Here is a 16108-nt window from a genome sequence, read left to right as displayed (position 1 = left end):
ATCCAGGGCCACGGCATCTGCGCGACCCCGTGGTGCGACGCCCCGATCCAGCACACCGACCACGTCGTCGCGTTCGAGGACGGCGGACCGACCGCTCGTGCCAACGGCCAAGGCCTCTGCGCGGCCTGCAACCACGCCAAGCAAGCCGACTGGCAGCAGGTGCCGGGACCGGACGTCGACCTACCGTCCGTCGAGACCGTGACCCCTACGGGTCACCGCTACCGAGCCGTCGCGCCCGCTCCACCCGGCTGGCCATCCGACCCACCACGTGAGCGGAGACCCGACCACCTGCCCCGCCTCGACATCTTCTGGTGCGACGCCGCTTGAGACTGGTGCGCCGATTGCTGCGACCCGAACCCACGCTGGCATGAAGGCGCTTGCTCCGGCATGGTCGGGCTCCGCCCGCGGGGCGGCATGGTCCGGCGCTCCCGTCCCGACAGCGGCATGATCGAGCGGTTGCTAGGCCCACGGAGAATGTCTGGTGTGACCCATCCCTGTCCGTGCTGCGGCTACTTGCAGCTCGACGAACAGCCTGGCTCCCACGAGATCTGTGCCATCTGCTTCTGGGAGGACGACGCAGTGCAGTTGCGTTGGCCGGACTGGTCAGGCGGAGCGAACAAGCCCTCGTTGGAGGTTGCACAGGGTCATTTCGAGCAGTTCGGGGCCGTGGAAGAGCGGGTGTTGTCTCATGTTCGGCCGGTCAGCGGCGACGACGTGAGAGACGCAGGGTGGCGGGCTATTGACCGGTCGGTCGACTTCTTTGAGCCGCTCGGCGAACAGTTGGCCGCTTGGCCCGACGACCTAACCGTCCTCTACTGGTGGCGCCCAACGTTTTGGCGTCCGGGATGGAGCGGACAGAACTAGCGGCGGTCCCCGCCCATCGGTAGAGCCATCTAGGCCTGGCCTGGAGTGAGCGGGTCGAAACGACGGGACGGGTGCGGCGCGAGGAGTTCCATGATCACCGGCCGTGGCGGTGGGGCAGGGTAGTCGGACCAGGCACCTATCGTTCCCTCATGGAACCAGTAGGCGTTGGCACGGCTCCCGCGATGAGCTGGAGCGACGCTCGGCCTGCCGGTCTAGCTGCCGACCTCTGGGCGCCCGTCCGGCCATCCCAATCCACCCTTGGGGAGCTCGGCCTTCCCGATGGGAACGAGGTCTACGGAATCGATGGTCACCTGCTCGGCTGGGAGGCTGCGGCTGAGGTGGTCGACGACGCGGGCGAGTTATGGCTGAGATGCGCCCTCCAGTTCCCGCACACAGGTCTGTGGCCGATCGTCGACAGGCGGTGGCCGATTCAAGCCGAGCGACGTTGGCACAAGCCGCTGGCAGACGATGGTCGACCGTTCTGGCTGGATCCCTACGCAGTCCCGAGTGACGCGTACGACGCTGTCAACGTTGCCGACCGGCGCGAGTACTTCGAGTCACCCGGCGAGGAACCCGGCTCCTATGTGTCCTTGATGCGCGAGTTCGGACTGCTCGAAACCGGCATGGTCCTCGCGCAAGCATCCACTCTGCCCGCCGACCCGCTGAGTGCACTGGTCGCCCCGCGCGGGGCGAAGCGGCTTTCGCTGATGGCGTGCCGGAGACCAGCCGACGCCGTCCTCATGCTCGACTTCGGTATCCCGAACGACGACGCGACCCCGGGCATCTTCGCCGGTGTCCTGCGTTCGTGGGAAGAGAGATTCGGACTGGTGCCCGTAATGCTGAACCCCGCATGGACGTCCTTTCAGGTCGTCGCCCCTCCGACTACGGAACTGGAGGCCGAGCGCCTCGCGGCCGAGGTGTTCTCCTTCGCGAACGACAGCGCCATTCAAGGCGGGTTCCAGGTCACTGGTGGCGCGAGGCAGATGGTCACCCAGCGGGAGTGGTTGATCTGGTGGGACTGATCGAGAACCGGTCCTCGAGCAGCGGTAGCAGCACCTGAGAAGTTGATGTTCGGTCCCGATGGAGTGTTTAGCTCGCGCGTGCCGACAGCGGCAGATGAGGGCGGATGTGACGAGCGCCGGTCCACACAGTCCCGGGCACCCGGACCCTGTCACCATGACCTATGCATCGTGAGCGATTGATGGAGCGCGATTGGTGGATCGGGCTGAGCGGGTGGGTTCTCCAGGACGGCAACTACACCGATTTCGCGGTCGGCCAGATGCGGCAGTTTGCTCTGGAGTTTGGGTACCTCCGGCACGACCGTCTTAAGCCGACGGCCGATGCGGAGTTGTTGTGTGAGGCAGTAGACGACGATGCGCAGTATCGCGTCAGTGCCGACCTTGTGCGCTCCGCAAGGGAACCGATGGAGGACTGTTTCGTCCTCGACTTCGGGTTGCTTGCGTACAACGAATGGATGGTGCTTGACGACCTGGAGCCGCCGACTGCCGGCGTGAGGCTCAGCGGAGAGATCTACCTGAGTGTCGATCATTTTGCCTACATGGACGAGCTCTCGAAGCGCGATGGCATGCCTGCGCTGATCTACACGTGGCGGATCGACGAGATCCGCCTGGACACGTCGCCAAGCATTCAGGTCGAACACGGGCATCCGCTGTACGTCGGACCGGATGAAGGGCCGATGAGGGTCAGAGACCCTAAGCGGAGACGTTGGCGGAATCTGGATGCCACCGAGATGTGGGGCGACGAGGGCAGTTACACGCTGCGATGCACCTTGCTGGATTCGGGACCTGTGCACTCCATGGTGAGGTCGGGTCCGCGTAGCCCCTACGGACCTTTGGTCTAACGCTCGCTCATCGGCATGAGCGCGCGCGTCCGAGGCAGACTGCGACCGTGTATTCGAAGCCCTACGACGAGATGACTCGCCTCGAGCAGAAGATGTTCTGGGCCGTGCGCGAAGGGGCCATGCTCCACGAGCTCCCGATGTCCGAGGTCGACAACCCCGGGTCGGACAACGAGGTGAGGTGGCCGGCCGAGCAGCCGGAGGATTGCGCGGGAGTGCTCCTGCGGTGGTTCGACGAAGGGCTCGTCGGTGTCATGACGACCGAGGATGAGCGCGACCTGCCGAGTGCCGAAGCACGTCGCGTCCTTGCCGACCACGAGGCGTGGAGCTCGACGCACTCGCTCTTCATCACCGACTCCGGCGACGCCGCTCTCATCTGAACCCAGCCGACCTCAACCGTAGAGCCCGAGGTAGGCCCGGGCGGCGGTCGCCACGACCTCCTCAGGATCGACCTCGAGGGCGCCGTCGAGCCAAGCCGTGACCACCTCGGCCATGCCGCCGATGAACATCAGGCCGGCGAGCTCGTCCTCGTGGCGCCGGGGCGCGTGGTGGTGGGCCTCCTCGGCGGCGAGCCGGCCGAAGTGGCGCAGCAGCTCGGTACGACGGCCGCGCAGGCCGGGCAGCGCGGCGGCCTCGATGATGGCCACCCGTCCCTTGCGGGGGTCGGCGGCGAGCAGGTCGACGAAGGCGGTGACGGCCGCGGTGATCCGCGCCGCCGGGTCTGCTCCCGCGGCCTCGGCGGCCGCGAGGGTCCGCGACTCGATCTCGGTCGCGACGTCCTCCAGGACCGCGCTGAGCGCCTCGTCGAGGCCGCGGAAGCTCTCGTAGAAGTAGCGCTCGGTCAGCCCGGCCTCGCCGCACACGGCGGTCATCGTGGTGCGCGTCGCCGGGTCCGCCCAGACGGACAGGGTGGCCTCGAGCAGGCGGCGCCGGCGCTCGGCGGCGCGCTCCTGCGCGCTCACCCCGCGGTAGACACCCGACTGCACGGCCACGGCTCCAGCCTGTCAGAGATCAGCGCCGAGGAGAAGGTTGACAGGACGTCCTTCCTGAATGATTCTTGGCGGCATGCCCACCAGTCAGGTGACCCGCGAGCTCCCTCCGGTACGACGTGGCGACCACGGCCTGCCGCTGCTCGGCCGCGTGACGGACTACGCCCGGGACCCCGTCGCCCTGATGCGCCACCAGTACGACACCTACGGGCCGGTCTCGCCATTCCCCTTCCTCGGCCGGACCTTCGTGATGCTGCTCGGGCCGGACGCCTGCGAGGAGGCGCTGCGCAACGCCGACAAGGCGTTCGCCAACGAGCCGGCGTGGGGTCGCCTGGTCGGCCCGTTCTTCCACCGCGGCCTGATGCTGCTCGACGGTGAGGAGCACCACGTGCACCGCCGGATCATGCAGGAGGCGTTCACACGCGACCGGCTGGCGTCGTACGTCGAGGCGATGCATCCCGCGATCGCGCGGGGGATCGACGCGTGGTCCGGCGGTGACGGCTTCCGCTGCTACCCGGCCCTCAAGCAGCTGACCCTCGACATCGCGGCCGACATCTTCATGTGCGGCGCCGCCGACACCTCGCCCGCGCAGATGCAGCGGGTCAACGAGGCGTTCATCGCCTGCGTGCAGGCCGCGTCGGGGGTGGTGCGCGCCGACGTGCCGCTCACCCGGTGGGGACGGGCCTACCGCGGCCGCAAGGTGCTCGAGGACTTCCTGCGCCACTACCTCCCGGCGAAGCGGGCCGAGCGCACCGGTGACCTGTTCTCGGTGCTGTGCCACATCGAGGGCGAGGACGGCGAGCGGTTCACCGACGACGACGTCGTCAACCACATGATCTTCCTGATGATGGCCGCGCACGACACGTCGACCATCACCACCTCGACGATGCTGCAGCACCTCGGCCAGCACCCGGAGTGGCAGGAGCGCTGCCGCGCGGAGTCGCTGGCGCTGGGGGAGGCCCCGGGCCTCGCCGAGCTGGACCAGCTGACCTCGCTGGACCTGGTGATGAAGGAGAGCCTGCGGCTGCGTGCGCCGGTGCCGATGCTCGCGCGCCAAGCGGTCAGGGAGACCGTGGTGCAGGGCGTGCGGGTGCCGGCCGGCTCCCATGTCGCGGTCGGCGTCCAGTTCTCCCACCTGATGCCGGGGCTGTGGACAGACCCCGAGCGCTTCGACCCCGACCGGTTCGGTCCGGAGCGGCGCGAGGACAAGGCCCACCGCTACGCCTGGTCGCCCTTCGGCGGCGGCGTCCACAAGTGCATCGGCCTCCACTTCGCCGGGGCCGAGGTGAAGGCGATCCTGCACCGCCTGCTGCGCACCCACCGGTGGCACGTCGACCCGTCGTACGTCGCCCCGCTCGACAACCACTCGCTGCCGTTCCCGAAGGACGGCCAGCCCATCGACCTCGTCCGACTCTGAACCCGGAGGCATCATGAGCCGCTCCATCGCCGGCCTGTCCGTCATCGTCACCGGAGGCGCGCGCGGCATCGGCCGTGCCGTCGTCGACCGGTTCGCCCGCGCGGGCGCCAGGGTGGCCGTCGGCGACCTCGACGCCGAGCTCGCGCGCCAGGTCGCCGACGGGTACGACGACCGCGTCGCCGCCGCCCGCCTCGACGTCACCGACGTGGACTCGTGGGCCGCCTTCCTCGCCGAGGTCGCGCACCTCGGTCCGTGGGACGTCCTGGTCAACAACGCCGGCATCATGCCGCTGGGACCGGTGCTGGAGGAGTCGGAGCGGGTGGCCCGCACGATCATGGACGTCAACGTGCACGGCGTCATCAACGGCGTGAAGGCCGTGGCCCCCGGGATGGTGGAGCGCGGCCACGGTCACGTCGTCAACGTCGCGTCGGCCGTCGGCCGGGTGGCGGTTCCGCACGGTGCGACCTACTCCGCGTCGAAGTTCGCGGTGGTCGGGTTCAGCGAGGCGATCCGCCAGGAGCTCGCCCCGCAGGGCGTCGACGTGACGGTGGTGCTGCCCACGGTGGTGCAGACCGAGCTCGCTGCGGGTGTCCCTGCCGCCCGGGGGATCAAGCCGGTGACGGCCGACGACGTCGCCGCCGTGGTCGAGTCCGCCGTACGCCGGCCGAAGCCCGAGCTGTGGGTGCCGCGCTGGACCCAGGGCCTGAGCAAGCCGACCCTCGCGCTGCCCCGCTTCGTGCAGGACGCCATGTCCCGCGCGACCCGGGCCGGCGACGTGCTCGCGTCGGCCGACCCGGCGGCGCGTGCGGCCTACGAGGAGCGTGCCCGACGTCTCACGGAAACATCCGACGTCCGGGAATGACACCGGCCCGGGGACGGTTACGATCGCACGTGACCTCCTCGCCGACGACGACCTCGACCGAGGCCCGCCCGGCCGTGGCCCACTCCCGACCCGCGCTGGCGATCCTGGCGCTCGCGGTCGGCGGGTTCACGATCGGCACGACCGAGTTCATGACGATGGGCGTGCTGCCGGAGGTCGCCGACGGTGTCGACGTCTCCGTGCCCACGGCCGGCCACATCATCTCGGCGTACGCCCTCGGCGTCGTGGTCGGCGTCCCGATCCTCGCCTTCTTCGGTGCCGCCCTGCCGCGGCGCGCGATGCTCGTGGCGATGATGGTCGCGTACGCCGCCTTCAACCTGCTCAGCGCGGCCGCCCCCAGCTACGAGATCCTCGCCGCCGCCCGCTTCCTCGACGGCCTCCCGCACGGTGCCTACTTCGGTGTGGCGAGCCTCGTCGCCGCGAGCCTGGTCGCGCCGGAGCGCCGCGGTCGTGCGGTCGCCAGCGTGATGCTCGGCCTGTCGGTGGCCAACGTGGTCGGCGTGCCCCTGGCGACCTTCCTGGGCCAGCAGGCCGGCTGGCGCTCGACGTACCTGCTCGGGGGACTGCTGGCCCTGGTCACCGTCGCGCTGGTGCTCGCCGTCGTCCCGTCGGTCCCCGGTGACTCGGAGGCGAGCGGTCGCAAGGAGGCCAAGGAGTTCTTCGGCAGCCTCCAGGTCTGGCTGACCATGGCCGTCGGCGCGGTCGGCTTCGGTGGGATGTTCGCCGTCTACTCCTACATCGCCAAGACCGTCACCGAGGTCGGTGGCCTCGACCGCGGCACCGTGCCCTTCTTCGTGCTCGCCCTCGGTCTCGGCATGGTCGTCGGCACCTGGCTGGCCGGCGAGCTCGCCGCGTGGTCGGTCTACCGCAGCCTGCTCGGCTCGGGCATCACCGGCATCGTGCTGATGCTCGTCTACTACGTCGCCGCGCCGGGTGGCTGGCTGCTCTGGCCGGTCGCCTTCCTGGTCACCGCCGTCGGCTCGGTCCTGGTGATCAACCTGCAGCTGCGGTTGATGGACGTCGCCGGCGACGCGGTCACCCTCGGCGCGGCCATGAACCACGCCGCCCTCAACATCGCCAACGCGCTCGGCGCCTGGCTGGGTGGGCTCGTCATCGCGGCAGGCCACGGCTACCGCGCCCCGGCGCTCGTCGGAGCCGGCCTCGCGGCCGTCGGCGTCGTGATCCTGCTGGTCTCGGCGGTGGTCCACCGACGTGATCTCGTGGTGGCCGAACCCGCGTGACCCGCGCATCGGTGGCCTGAGAGAATCGCTCCCATGTCCGCCACCACCGAGCACGTGCCCGTGCCGGAGACCGCGCAGCCCGCTGTGCCCGAGGGAGCAGCCCGGCCGCGGGTCCTCTCCGGGATCCAGCCGACGTCGGACTCCTTCCACCTCGGCAACTACGTCGGCGCCGTCCGGCAGTGGGTGGACCTGCAGCGCGACCACCAGCCGTTCTTCTTCATCGCGGACATGCACGCGCTCACCGTCGACTGGGACCCGAAGCTGCTGCGCCAGCGCACCCTGATCGGTGCCGCGCAGCTGCTGGCGGCGGGCGTCGACCCGGCGAGGTCGTCGATCTTCGTGCAGAGCCACGTGCCCGCGCACGCCCAGCTGGCGTGGGTGCTCAACGGCCTGACCGGCTTCGGCGAGGCGCGCCGGATGACCCAGTTCAAGGACAAGTCCGCCAAGGGCGGCGAGGGTGCGGCGAGCGTCGGCCTGTTCGCCTACCCGGTCCTGATGGCGGCCGACATCCTGCTCTACCGCCCCCACTACGTCCCCGTCGGCGAGGACCAGCGCCAGCACCTCGAGCTGACGCGCGACCTCGCGCAGCGCTTCAACAGCCGGTTCAAGAAGACCTTCCGGCTGCCCGAGCCCTACATCCTCAAGGCGACGGCCAAGCTCTACGACCTCCAGGACCCGACCCGGAAGATGTCGAAGTCCAGCTCCGCGCCGGGCGGCATCATCGAGATGCTCGACGACCCCAAGGTCACCGCGAAGAAGATCCGCTCGGCGGTCACCGACTCCGGCTCCGAGATCCGCTTCGACCAGGAGGAGAAGCCGGGCATCAGCAACCTGCTGACGATCTACTCGGCCCTCACCGGCGAGAGCATCCCCGACCTCGAGGAGCAGTACGTCGGCAAGATGTACGGCGACCTCAAGAAGGACCTCGCCGAGGTCGTGGTCGGCTTCGTGACCCCGTTCCGCGAGCGCACCCTCGAGCTGCTGGAGGACCAGGACCACCTGATGCAGGTGCTGGCGCAGGGCGCGGCGACCGCCGGTGCCGTCGCCGAGGCGACCCTGGCCGACGTCTACCAGCGGGTGGGCTTCGTCGCCCCGACGGCGCTGCGCACCACGGAGTCCTGATGCCGGTCATCGGTGTCGCGGTCGCGATCCCCGAGCCCTGGGCCACCGAGCTCCACGACTACCGGCTCTCCATCGGCGACCCCACCGCCGCCGGCGTCCCGAGCCACATCACGCTGATCCCGCCGACCGAGGTCGAGGGCGACCTCGCCGAGATCGAGACGCACCTCGCGCAGGCGGCGACCCGGGTCGCGCCCTTCTCCGTGCACCTGCGCGGCACGGCCACCTTCCGCCCGGTCTCGCCGGTGGTGTTCGTGGGCCTGGTCGAGGGCATCTCCCAGTGCGAGCAGCTCGCCGACGAGGTACGCCGGGGCCCGCTTGCGGTCGACCTCGACTACCCCTACCACCCGCACGTGACCGTCGCCCACCACCTCGACGACCCGACGCTCGACCGGGCCTTCGAGGAGCTGGCCGGTTTCGACTGCCGGTTCGGGGTAACGGACTTCCATCTGTACGTCCACCACGACGAGGAGGGCTGGAGGGCCACGCGCACCTTTCCGCTGTCATGAAGATCGTCGAGCGCGTGAAGGCCAAGGTCGCGGAGGTCCGCGACCGCTCACCGTTCGTCGACCACGTCGTGCGGATGCAGGAGCACTTCGGCGAGGTCAAGGGCAGCCAGCAGGCCGGTGGGGTCACCTACTTCGGCTTCCTGTCGGTCTTCCCCGTCCTGGCGCTGGCCTTCTTCACCGTCGGCTACCTGTCCAAGGTCTTCCCTGACGCCCAGGACGCGCTGACCCGCGCGATCGACGAGGTGCTGCCCGGCCTGGTCGGCACCGACGAGAGCCAGGTGCAGCTCGAGGACATCCAGGGCGCCGCCGGTGCCGTGGGACTGATCGGTCTGGTCGGTGTGCTGTATGCCGGTCTCGGCTGGCTCTCCTCGCTGCAGACGGCGCTGATCGTGCTCTTCGAGATGCCCGACCGGCTGCAGCCGAGCTTCGTGATCGGCAAGCTGCGCGACCTGGCCAGCCTCGTCGTCCTCGGCGTCGTGCTGTTGCTCAGCGTCAGCGCCTCGGCGGTGCTGACCCGGATGTCGGAGCAGGTGCTGGACTGGGTGCACCTCGGCGCGGGCCTGGGCTGGCTGGTGACGATCATCGCGCTGGTCTTCGGCCTGGCGGCGTCGGCACTGCTGTTCTTCCTGATGTTCCGCATCCTGGCCCAGCCGCCGGTCCCGTCCCGTGCACTGTGGTCCGGTGCCTGGCTGGGCGCGATCGGGTTCGAGGTCCTCAAGCAGCTGTCCGGCGTGCTGCTCGTCAGCACCCGCGGCCAGCCGGCGTTCCAGGCCTTCGGCATCGCGCTGATCCTGCTGGTCTGGATCAACTACTTCTCGCGCGTCATCCTCTACGCCGCGGCCTGGGCGCACACCAGCCCGCTGGCCCGGGCGGAGCGGGACGCGCGCCGGGTGCTGCCCATCGCGGTGGCGACGGTCGTCGTACCCGAGCCGGAGGGGGAGCGGCCGAAGGGCCGGGCGTGGCTGACGCCGCTCGCCGTCGGCGGTGCCCTCGGCACCCTGGTCGGCGCGCTGCTCGGCCGCCGACCGCGCGGCTGACCCCCTTTGGGAGGATGGCCCCATGAAGTTCGAGCGCAAGCACGCGATCCTGCTCCTGGCCGTCGCGGCCTGGAACGTCTTCTCCTTCGGCAACTTCGCCAAGAACCTCTACAACGCCTACGACGCGGGCGAGGACCGTGCGACCGGCTACTGGGTCGCGCACACCGTGCTGATCATCGTGAACTTCGTGATCGCCGGCCTGCTGGGCTCGCTCGGCTGGAAGGCGCTCAAGGCCTCCAAGTCCTCAGAGGGCGCCTGACCCCAGCAGGAAGTAGGTCGTCATCGGGCCCTTGCCCTTGACCTCGACGGTCTGCGGCTCGCTGAAGGCGTAGCGCGCCTCGAGCAGCGCGTGGGTGGACTGCGACACCTGGATCCGGTGGGGGCGTCCGTGCGACTCCATCCGGCTGGCGGTGTTGACCGTGTCGCCCCACAGGTCGTAGGTGAACTTGCGCCGCCCGATGACCCCGGCGACGACCGGGCCGGACGCGATGCCGATGCGCATGGCGATCGGGCTCGGCCACTGCGGGGAGAGCCGCGTGAGCGTGCGCTGCATGTCGAGCGCCAGCTCGGCCAACGACGCCGCGTGGTCCGCGTCGGGGACGGGCAGCCCGGCGACCGCCATGTAGGCGTCGCCGACGGTCTTGATCTTCTCGATCCCGCGCTGGTCGCACAGCTCGTCGAACTCGCGGAACATCGTGTCGAGCAGCTGGACCAGCTCCTCGGGCGTCAGTGACTCCGAGACCGGTGTGAAGCCGACGATGTCGGAGAAGAGCACGCTCACGTCGGGGGCGGACTCGGCGATCGCCCCCGGTTCGGTGCGCAACCGCTGGGCGATGGTCGCGGGCAGGACGTTGTGCAGCAGCTCGTCGGAGCGGGCCTGCTCCATCTCGACCTCCTGCTGGCGCAGGTAGTCGGTGCGGCGCAGCTTCTCCAGCGAGAAGCCGATCAGGACGGCGATCGACGCGAGGCCGAGGGTCGGGGCGACGTGGCGGGCCAGCATGTCGACGCCACCGAGCGCTCCCGGGAGGCTCAGGCACACGGCCGCGTAGACGGCCGTCATCACCAGGACGGTGTGCATGCGCAGGCGCAGCAGCCCGACGGCCCCCAGGAGGGTCACCGTGCACGACGTGCTGAGGTACTCGGTCGGGAAGTCGGCCGCCTGGCCCATCGCGGTCCCCAGCAGAAGCAGCGTGGACGTCAGCAGGAGTGCGGAAGCGAGCTGCAGCCGGTGGGCGACCCAGATCGCACGACCGATGACGAGGAGGGCGCCGGCGAACAGCGCGACGACGACGAGCCGGACCAGGGCCACCGCCAGCAGGACCTGGTCGAGCACGAGGATGTCGACCACGCCGTAGGCGAGGGTGAACGCGATGCCGATGCCCAGCGCGAACCGGCCCTCGTTCAGCCCGCGCATGTCGTCGTAGACGACGAACTCCTGCTCGGCCTCGTCGTCGTCGAACTCCAGCATCCAGCGGGCCATGTGCAGCTGGGCGTGCTGCTCCTGCAGCCATCCGCTGATCGACTTGAGCCCCACAGCGCTGATCGTGGCAGATCCGGGCCCGAAATGGCGCCGACCCGGCTCGTCGTGGACGAGCCGGGTCGGCGGAGGGACGGGGGAGCGGTCAGTGACCGTTCTTCAGCGCGGTGCGCAGGTCCTTGTTGAGCTGGGAGATCACGTCGAGCGGGATCTCCTTCGGGCACGCCGAGGCGCACTCACCGATGTTGGTGCAGCCGCCGAAGCCCTCGTGGTCGTGCTGGCCGACCATGTCGACGACGCGCGACCAGCGCTCGGGCTGGCCCTGCGGCAGCTCGCCGAGGTGGGTGATCTTGGCACCCATGAACAGCGAGGCGGAGCCGTTGGGGCACGCGGCGACGCACGCGCCGCAGCCGATGCAGGTCGCGACGTTGAACGCCCGCATCGCCTTGTCGCGCGGTGCCGGCACCGAGTTGGCCTCGGGGGCCGAGCCGGTGTTGGCCGAGATGTAGCCGCCGGCCTGGATGATCCGGTCGAAGGCGGAGCGGTCCACGACCAGGTCCTTGAGGACCGGGAAGGGCTCGGCACGCCACGGCTCGATGGTGATGGTGTCGCCGTCGTTGAACGAGCGCATGTGCAGCTGGCAGGTCGTGGTGACCTCCGGGCCGTGCGCCTCGCCGTTGATCATCAGCGAGCACATGCCGCAGATGCCCTCACGACAGTCGGAGTCGAAGGCGACCGGCTCCTCGCCGCTGGTGACCAGCTGCTCGTTGAGCAGGTCGAGCATCTCCAGGAAGGACATGTCCTTCGAGACGCCGTCGAGCTCGTACGTGTGGATCGCACCCGTGGCGGTGGGGTTCTCCTGCCGCCAGATCTTGAGAGTGAGCTTCACTTGTAGGACCTCTGCTTCATCTCGATGGCCGTGTAGATCAGGTCTTCCTTGTGCAGGACCGGCTGGCCGCCGTCGTTCGAGTCGCCGCCCCACTCCCAGGCCGCGACGTACGCGAACTCGTCGTCGTGGCGCAGCGCCTCGCCGTCCTCGGTCTGCGACTCGGCGCGGAAGTGGCCGCCGCAGGACTCGCGTCGGTTGAGGGCGTCGATGCACATGAGCTCGCCCAGCTCGAGGAAGTCGGCCACGCGGCCGGCCTTCTCGAGGTCCTGGTTGATGTTGTCCGAGGCGCCGAGCACCTTGACGTTGGTCCAGAAGTCGGCCCGCAGGTCGCGGATCTTCTGGATCGCGAGCTTGAGGCCTTCCTCGGTGCGCTCCATGCCGCAGTACTCCCACATGATGGCGCCGAGCTCCTTGTGGTAGCTCTCGACCGAGCGGGTGCCCTGGATCGACAGGAACTTCGCGACCCGCTCCTTGACCGAGGTCAGCGCCTCGACCACGGCCGGGTCGTTCTCGTCGACCTTCTCGAACGGACCGTCGGCGAGGTACTCGCGGATGGTGTTCGGGAGGACGAAGTAGCCGTCGGCCAGGCCCTGCATCAGCGCCGAGGCGCCGAGGCGGTTGGCGCCGTGGTCGGAGAAGTTCGCCTCACCGGTGACGAACAGGCCCTCGATGTTGGACTGCAGCTCGTAGTTCACCCACAGGCCGCCCATGACGTAGTGCACGGCCGGGTAGATGCGCATCGGCACCTCGTACGGGTTCTCGCCCGTGATCCGCTCGTACATGTCGAGGAGGTTGTCGTACTTCTCCTCCACGCCGTGCTTGCCGAGGCGCTCGATGGCGTCCTTGAAGTCCAGGTAGACGCCGCGGCGGACCTTCTTGGTCGTGCCGTCGGGCTGCAGCTCCTCGATCTCGGGACCGACACCGCGGCCCTCGTCGCACATGTACTTGGCCGCACGCGAGGCGATGTCGCGGGGGACCAGGTTGCCGAACGAGGGGTAGATGCGCTCGAGGAAGTAGTCGCGGTCGTCCTCGGCGATCTGGCGCGGGTCCTTCTCGCAGTCCTCGACCCGCTTGGGGACCCAGATCCGGCCGTCGTTGCGCAGCGACTCCGACATCAGGGTCAGCTTCGACTGGTGGGCGCCGGTGACCGGGATGCAGGTCGGGTGGATCTGCGTGTAGCAGGGGTTCGCCATGTAGGCGCCCTTGCGGTGCGCGCGCCACGCGGCGGTGACGTTGGAGCCCATCGCGTTGGTCGACAGGTAGAAGACGTTGCCGTAGCCGCCGGAGGCGAGGACGACGACGTCGGCGAGGTGCGTCTCGATGTCGCCGGTGACCATGTCACGGGCCACGATGCCGCGGGCCTTGCCGTCGACGACGATCAGCTCGAGCATCTCGTGCCGGGTGAACGCCTCGACGGTGCCGGCCGCGACCTGGCGCTCCATGGCCTGGTACGCGCCGAGCAGCAGCTGCTGGCCCGTCTGCCCGCGGGCGTAGAACGTGCGCGAGACCTGGACGCCACCGAACGAGCGGTTGTCGAGCAGGCCGCCGTAGTCACGGGCGAACGGGACGCCCTGGGCGACGCACTGGTCGATGATGTTGGCCGACTCGGAGGCGAGGCGGTAGACGTTCGACTCGCGCGAGCGGTAGTCGCCGCCCTTGACCGTGTCGTAGAAGAGGCGGTACGTCGAGTCGCCGTCCTCCTTGTAGTTCTTGGCCGCGTTGATGCCGCCCTGGGCAGCGATCGAGTGCGCCCGACGCGGGGAGTCCTGGTAGCAGAAGGACTTCACGTTGTAGCCGGCCTCGCCGAGCGTGGCGGCAGCGGCGCCGCCGGCCAGGCCGGTGCCGACGATGATGATGTCGAGCTTGCGGCGGTTGGCCGGGTTGACCAGGCGGTTCTCGAACTTGCGCGTCGTCCAGCGCTCCTCGATGGGGCCGGTGGGCGCCTTGTCGTCGACGAGCTTCTCGCCCAGCTCGTAGAAGCCGGCGGCGTCGTCGGACTTCTGGACGGACGGCTCGTTGGTGGGGGTGAGCCCGGGGAGGTAGTGGGTTCCTGCAGCCATGTCGTTGGCCCCTTACTTCTCGATGATGCCGACGAGCACGGACAGCGGAACCAGCGAGAAGCCGCCGGCGACCACGATGGCCACGACCCAGCCGGCCGCACGCGCACGGGCGCGGGAGGTGGCCGAGTTGGTGAGGCCGAGGGTCTGCAGCGAGCTGAACGTGCCGTGGTGGAGGTGGAGGCCGAGCGCGACCATCGCGACGAGGTAGATGATCGTCATCCACCAGGTGTCGAAGGTGTCGACCACGAGCGCGTACGGGTTCTCGCCGCCGGTGTCACCGTTGCTCGGGTTGATCTTCACGATCGTGAAGTTGAGCAGGTGCCACACGATGAAGAGCAGCAGCGTCAGACCGCCCCAGCGCATGGTGCGCGAGGAGATCGACGAGCCGCGGTTCTTCTTCACCGCGTACTTCACCGGCCGGGCCTTCGCGGCGCGGCTCCACAGGGCCACCGCGCAGGCGATGTGGACGATGACGGCGGCGATGAGGCCGACACGCATGATCCAGAGGAAGCCCTCGTAGGGGAGCATCGGCGTCCCGAGCTCGCGCAGGTGGTGCGCGTACTCGTTGAAGGACTCCTCACCGGCGAAGGCCTTGAGGTTGCCGTACATGTGCCCCAGCACGAAGCCGATGAAGAGCAGGCCGCTCACGGCCATCAGGATTTTCAGGGCGATGGTCGTGCGGGCTGCACGAGAGCCCTTGACCAATTCAGGTCGCGTCGTCGTTGCCACGGGGGGCCACGCTACTCCCGCTACCGGCCGGTAGGTGACGCGGATCATGTGAGATAGGCACGTAAGGCGACCCTTACCCGTCGGCGGCGCCGTCCAGGAAGTCCGCCGTCGGCACGAAGAACAGGGTGCCGGTGACCGCGGTCGAGAAGTCGAGGACGCGGTCGTGGTTGCCGGCCGGCCTGCCGACGAACATGTTCTGCAGCATCTGCTCGGTGACGCCCGGGTCGCGGCTGTAGCCGATGAAGTAGGTGCCGTACTCGCCCGCGCCGACGCGGCCGAAGGGCATGTTGTCGCGCACGATGTCGCGCTCGACGCCGTGCTCGTCGACGATGGTGGTGAGCGCGACGTGGGAGTTGCTCGGCTTCCGGTCGTCCGGCAGCTCGATGTCGTTGGTCTTGGTGCGGCCGATCGCCAGCTCCTGCTGCTCGACGCTCAGCTCGCCCCAGGCGGTCAGGTCGTGCAGGTACTTCTGCGTGATCACGTAGCTCCCGCCGACGTACGACGGGTCCTCCCCGCCGATCAGGACGGCGTCGCGCCGCTCGTCGCCCTCGGGGTTCTCCGTGCCGTCGACGAAGCCCAGCAGGTCGCGCTGGTCGAAGGACCGGAAGCCGTGCACCTCGTCCTCGACGACCGCGGCGCCGGCGAGGCGGCCGGTGACCAGCTGGGCGAGCTCGAAGCAGAGGTCGAGCCGGTGGGCGCGGATGTGCAGGAGCAGGTCGCCCGGCGTGGCCGGCGCCCGGTGGGTGGCGCCGGCGACCGGCCGGAACGGGTGCAGGCCCGCGGGGCGGGGGAGGTCGAAGAGGCGGTCCCACGCGTCGGCGCCGATGCCGGCCACGCAGGTCAGGTCGCCCTCGGGGATCCGGAAGCCCACCGAGCGGCGCAGCCCGCCCAGGTCGGCGAGCAGCCCGCGCACCTGGTCGGCGGCCGCCGGGGTGTCGTCGGTGAGCCGGAAGGTCAGGAAGATCGCGGACTCGGTGAGCGGGGCGAGGACGGCCTGCGGCACAGGGGTGGGCACGCCTCGATCCTCGATCATCGCGAG

General features: G+C 69.4%; 18 protein-coding genes. 12 read left to right on the top strand and 6 right to left on the bottom strand.

Annotated features, from left to right (window positions below):
• The 5 genes from ASE20_RS20080 to ASE20_RS20060 form a co-directional block, all read left to right on the top strand.
• A partial coding sequence (locus ASE20_RS20080; RefSeq protein WP_162261054.1) for an HNH endonuclease occupies positions 1-327 on the top strand: 327 nt, incomplete at its 5' end.
• Positions 328-387: 60 nt separating this feature from the next.
• Positions 388-864, top strand: coding sequence for a CPCC family cysteine-rich protein (locus ASE20_RS26085; protein WP_412778607.1), 477 nt, complete (start codon positions 388-390; stop codon positions 862-864).
• A 182-nt stretch (positions 865-1046) separates the two neighbouring features.
• Positions 1047-1886 (top strand): DUF4253 domain-containing protein, encoded by an 840-nt coding sequence (locus tag ASE20_RS20070; RefSeq protein ID WP_056896307.1) that lies wholly within the window; start codon positions 1047-1049, stop codon positions 1884-1886.
• A gap of 179 nt (positions 1887-2065) precedes the next feature.
• Positions 2066-2725 (top strand): hypothetical protein, encoded by a 660-nt coding sequence (locus ASE20_RS20065; RefSeq protein WP_056896306.1) that lies wholly within the window; start codon positions 2066-2068, stop codon positions 2723-2725.
• Positions 2726-2772: 47 nt separating this feature from the next.
• Complete coding sequence (locus ASE20_RS20060) at positions 2773-3102, top strand: hypothetical protein (protein WP_056896305.1); 330 nt, start codon at positions 2773-2775, stop codon at positions 3100-3102.
• Between the two features lie 12 nt (positions 3103-3114).
• On the opposite strand, the gene ASE20_RS20055 is transcribed toward ASE20_RS20060, so the two are convergent.
• Positions 3115-3714 (bottom strand): TetR/AcrR family transcriptional regulator, encoded by a 600-nt coding sequence (locus ASE20_RS20055; protein ID WP_056896304.1) that lies wholly within the window; start codon positions 3712-3714, stop codon positions 3115-3117.
• A 73-nt stretch (positions 3715-3787) separates the two neighbouring features.
• Between ASE20_RS20055 and ASE20_RS20050 the strand changes: the two genes are divergently transcribed.
• Genes ASE20_RS20050 through ASE20_RS20020 form a run of 7 tightly spaced genes read left to right on the top strand, consistent with a single transcriptional unit; the run spans position 3788 to position 10173 of the window.
• Positions 3788-5128 (top strand): cytochrome P450, encoded by a 1341-nt coding sequence (locus tag ASE20_RS20050; RefSeq protein WP_056896303.1) that lies wholly within the window; start codon positions 3788-3790, stop codon positions 5126-5128.
• 13 nt (positions 5129-5141) lie between these two features.
• Entirely contained in the window at positions 5142-5990 is an 849-nt protein-coding gene (locus tag ASE20_RS20045; RefSeq protein ID WP_056896302.1) for an SDR family oxidoreductase, read from the top strand.
• A gap of 29 nt (positions 5991-6019) precedes the next feature.
• The gene (locus ASE20_RS20040; protein WP_056896301.1) at positions 6020-7249 is read left to right on the top strand and encodes an MFS transporter; all 1230 of its coding nucleotides are present in this window, start codon (positions 6020-6022) and stop codon (positions 7247-7249) included.
• A gap of 33 nt (positions 7250-7282) precedes the next feature.
• On the top strand, positions 7283-8371 hold the full coding sequence (gene trpS, locus ASE20_RS20035) for a tryptophan--tRNA ligase (RefSeq protein ID WP_082612631.1): 1089 nt from the start codon (positions 7283-7285) through the stop codon (positions 8369-8371).
• Positions 8371-8877, top strand: a complete 507-nt coding sequence (locus ASE20_RS20030; RefSeq protein WP_056896300.1) for a 2'-5' RNA ligase family protein — start codon at positions 8371-8373, stop codon at positions 8875-8877. Before trpS ends, ASE20_RS20030 begins: the two co-directional genes overlap by 1 nt.
• Positions 8874-9914 (top strand): YihY/virulence factor BrkB family protein, encoded by a 1041-nt coding sequence (locus ASE20_RS20025; RefSeq protein ID WP_056896299.1) that lies wholly within the window; start codon positions 8874-8876, stop codon positions 9912-9914. The genes ASE20_RS20030 and ASE20_RS20025 overlap by 4 nt, the downstream gene beginning before the upstream one ends.
• A gap of 22 nt (positions 9915-9936) precedes the next feature.
• Complete coding sequence (locus tag ASE20_RS20020; RefSeq protein ID WP_056896298.1) at positions 9937-10173, top strand: SCO4848 family membrane protein; 237 nt, start codon at positions 9937-9939, stop codon at positions 10171-10173.
• Here the strand turns inward: ASE20_RS20020 and ASE20_RS20015 are convergent.
• The 5 genes from ASE20_RS20015 to ASE20_RS19995 form a co-directional block, all read right to left on the bottom strand.
• A complete protein-coding gene (locus ASE20_RS20015; RefSeq protein WP_056896297.1) occupies positions 10159-11448 on the bottom strand; it encodes an adenylate/guanylate cyclase domain-containing protein in 1290 nt (429 codons plus the stop codon). The two genes, ASE20_RS20020 and ASE20_RS20015, sit on opposite strands and share 15 nt — an antisense overlap.
• 88 nt (positions 11449-11536) lie before the next feature.
• The gene (locus ASE20_RS20010; protein ID WP_056896296.1) at positions 11537-12280 is read right to left on the bottom strand and encodes a succinate dehydrogenase/fumarate reductase iron-sulfur subunit; all 744 of its coding nucleotides are present in this window, start codon (positions 12278-12280) and stop codon (positions 11537-11539) included.
• Entirely contained in the window at positions 12277-14340 is a 2064-nt protein-coding gene (locus tag ASE20_RS20005; RefSeq protein ID WP_056896295.1) for a fumarate reductase/succinate dehydrogenase flavoprotein subunit, read from the bottom strand. Before ASE20_RS20005 ends, ASE20_RS20010 begins: the two co-directional genes overlap by 4 nt.
• Positions 14341-14352: 12 nt before the next feature.
• Positions 14353-15117 (bottom strand): succinate dehydrogenase cytochrome b subunit, encoded by a 765-nt coding sequence (locus ASE20_RS20000; RefSeq protein WP_157538711.1) that lies wholly within the window; start codon positions 15115-15117, stop codon positions 14353-14355.
• Between the two features lie 25 nt (positions 15118-15142).
• The gene (locus ASE20_RS19995) at positions 15143-16084 is read right to left on the bottom strand and encodes a Dyp-type peroxidase (protein WP_225869253.1); all 942 of its coding nucleotides are present in this window, start codon (positions 16082-16084) and stop codon (positions 15143-15145) included.
• Positions 16085-16108 lie beyond the last annotated feature (24 nt).

This window comes from Nocardioides sp. Root240 (genome assembly GCF_001428825.1).
Classification (GTDB): Bacteria; Actinomycetota; Actinomycetes; order Propionibacteriales; family Nocardioidaceae; genus Nocardioides.
The sequence above is the reverse complement of the archived record's forward strand: the minus strand, read 5'-3'. Positions and strand labels throughout refer to the sequence as shown.

Coding starts and splice junctions, on each gene's coding strand:
- ASE20_RS26085 (WP_412778607.1), top strand. CDS start 388: ATGGTCGGGCTCCGCCCGCGGGGCGGCATGGTCCGGCGCTCCCGTCCC.
- ASE20_RS20070 (WP_056896307.1), top strand. CDS start 1,047: ATGAGCTGGAGCGACGCTCGGCCTGCCGGTCTAGCTGCCGACCTCTGG.
- ASE20_RS20065 (WP_056896306.1), top strand. CDS start 2,066: ATGGAGCGCGATTGGTGGATCGGGCTGAGCGGGTGGGTTCTCCAGGAC.
- ASE20_RS20050 (WP_056896303.1), top strand. CDS start 3,788: ATGCCCACCAGTCAGGTGACCCGCGAGCTCCCTCCGGTACGACGTGGC.
- ASE20_RS20045 (WP_056896302.1), top strand. CDS start 5,142: ATGAGCCGCTCCATCGCCGGCCTGTCCGTCATCGTCACCGGAGGCGCG.
- trpS (WP_082612631.1), top strand. CDS start 7,283: ATGTCCGCCACCACCGAGCACGTGCCCGTGCCGGAGACCGCGCAGCCC.
- ASE20_RS20030 (WP_056896300.1), top strand. CDS start 8,371: ATGCCGGTCATCGGTGTCGCGGTCGCGATCCCCGAGCCCTGGGCCACC.
- ASE20_RS20025 (WP_056896299.1), top strand. CDS start 8,874: ATGAAGATCGTCGAGCGCGTGAAGGCCAAGGTCGCGGAGGTCCGCGAC.
- ASE20_RS20020 (WP_056896298.1), top strand. CDS start 9,937: ATGAAGTTCGAGCGCAAGCACGCGATCCTGCTCCTGGCCGTCGCGGCC.
- ASE20_RS20005 (WP_056896295.1), bottom strand. CDS start 14,340: ATGGCTGCAGGAACCCACTACCTCCCCGGGCTCACCCCCACCAACGAG.
- ASE20_RS20000 (WP_157538711.1), bottom strand. CDS start 15,117: ATGATCCGCGTCACCTACCGGCCGGTAGCGGGAGTAGCGTGGCCCCCC.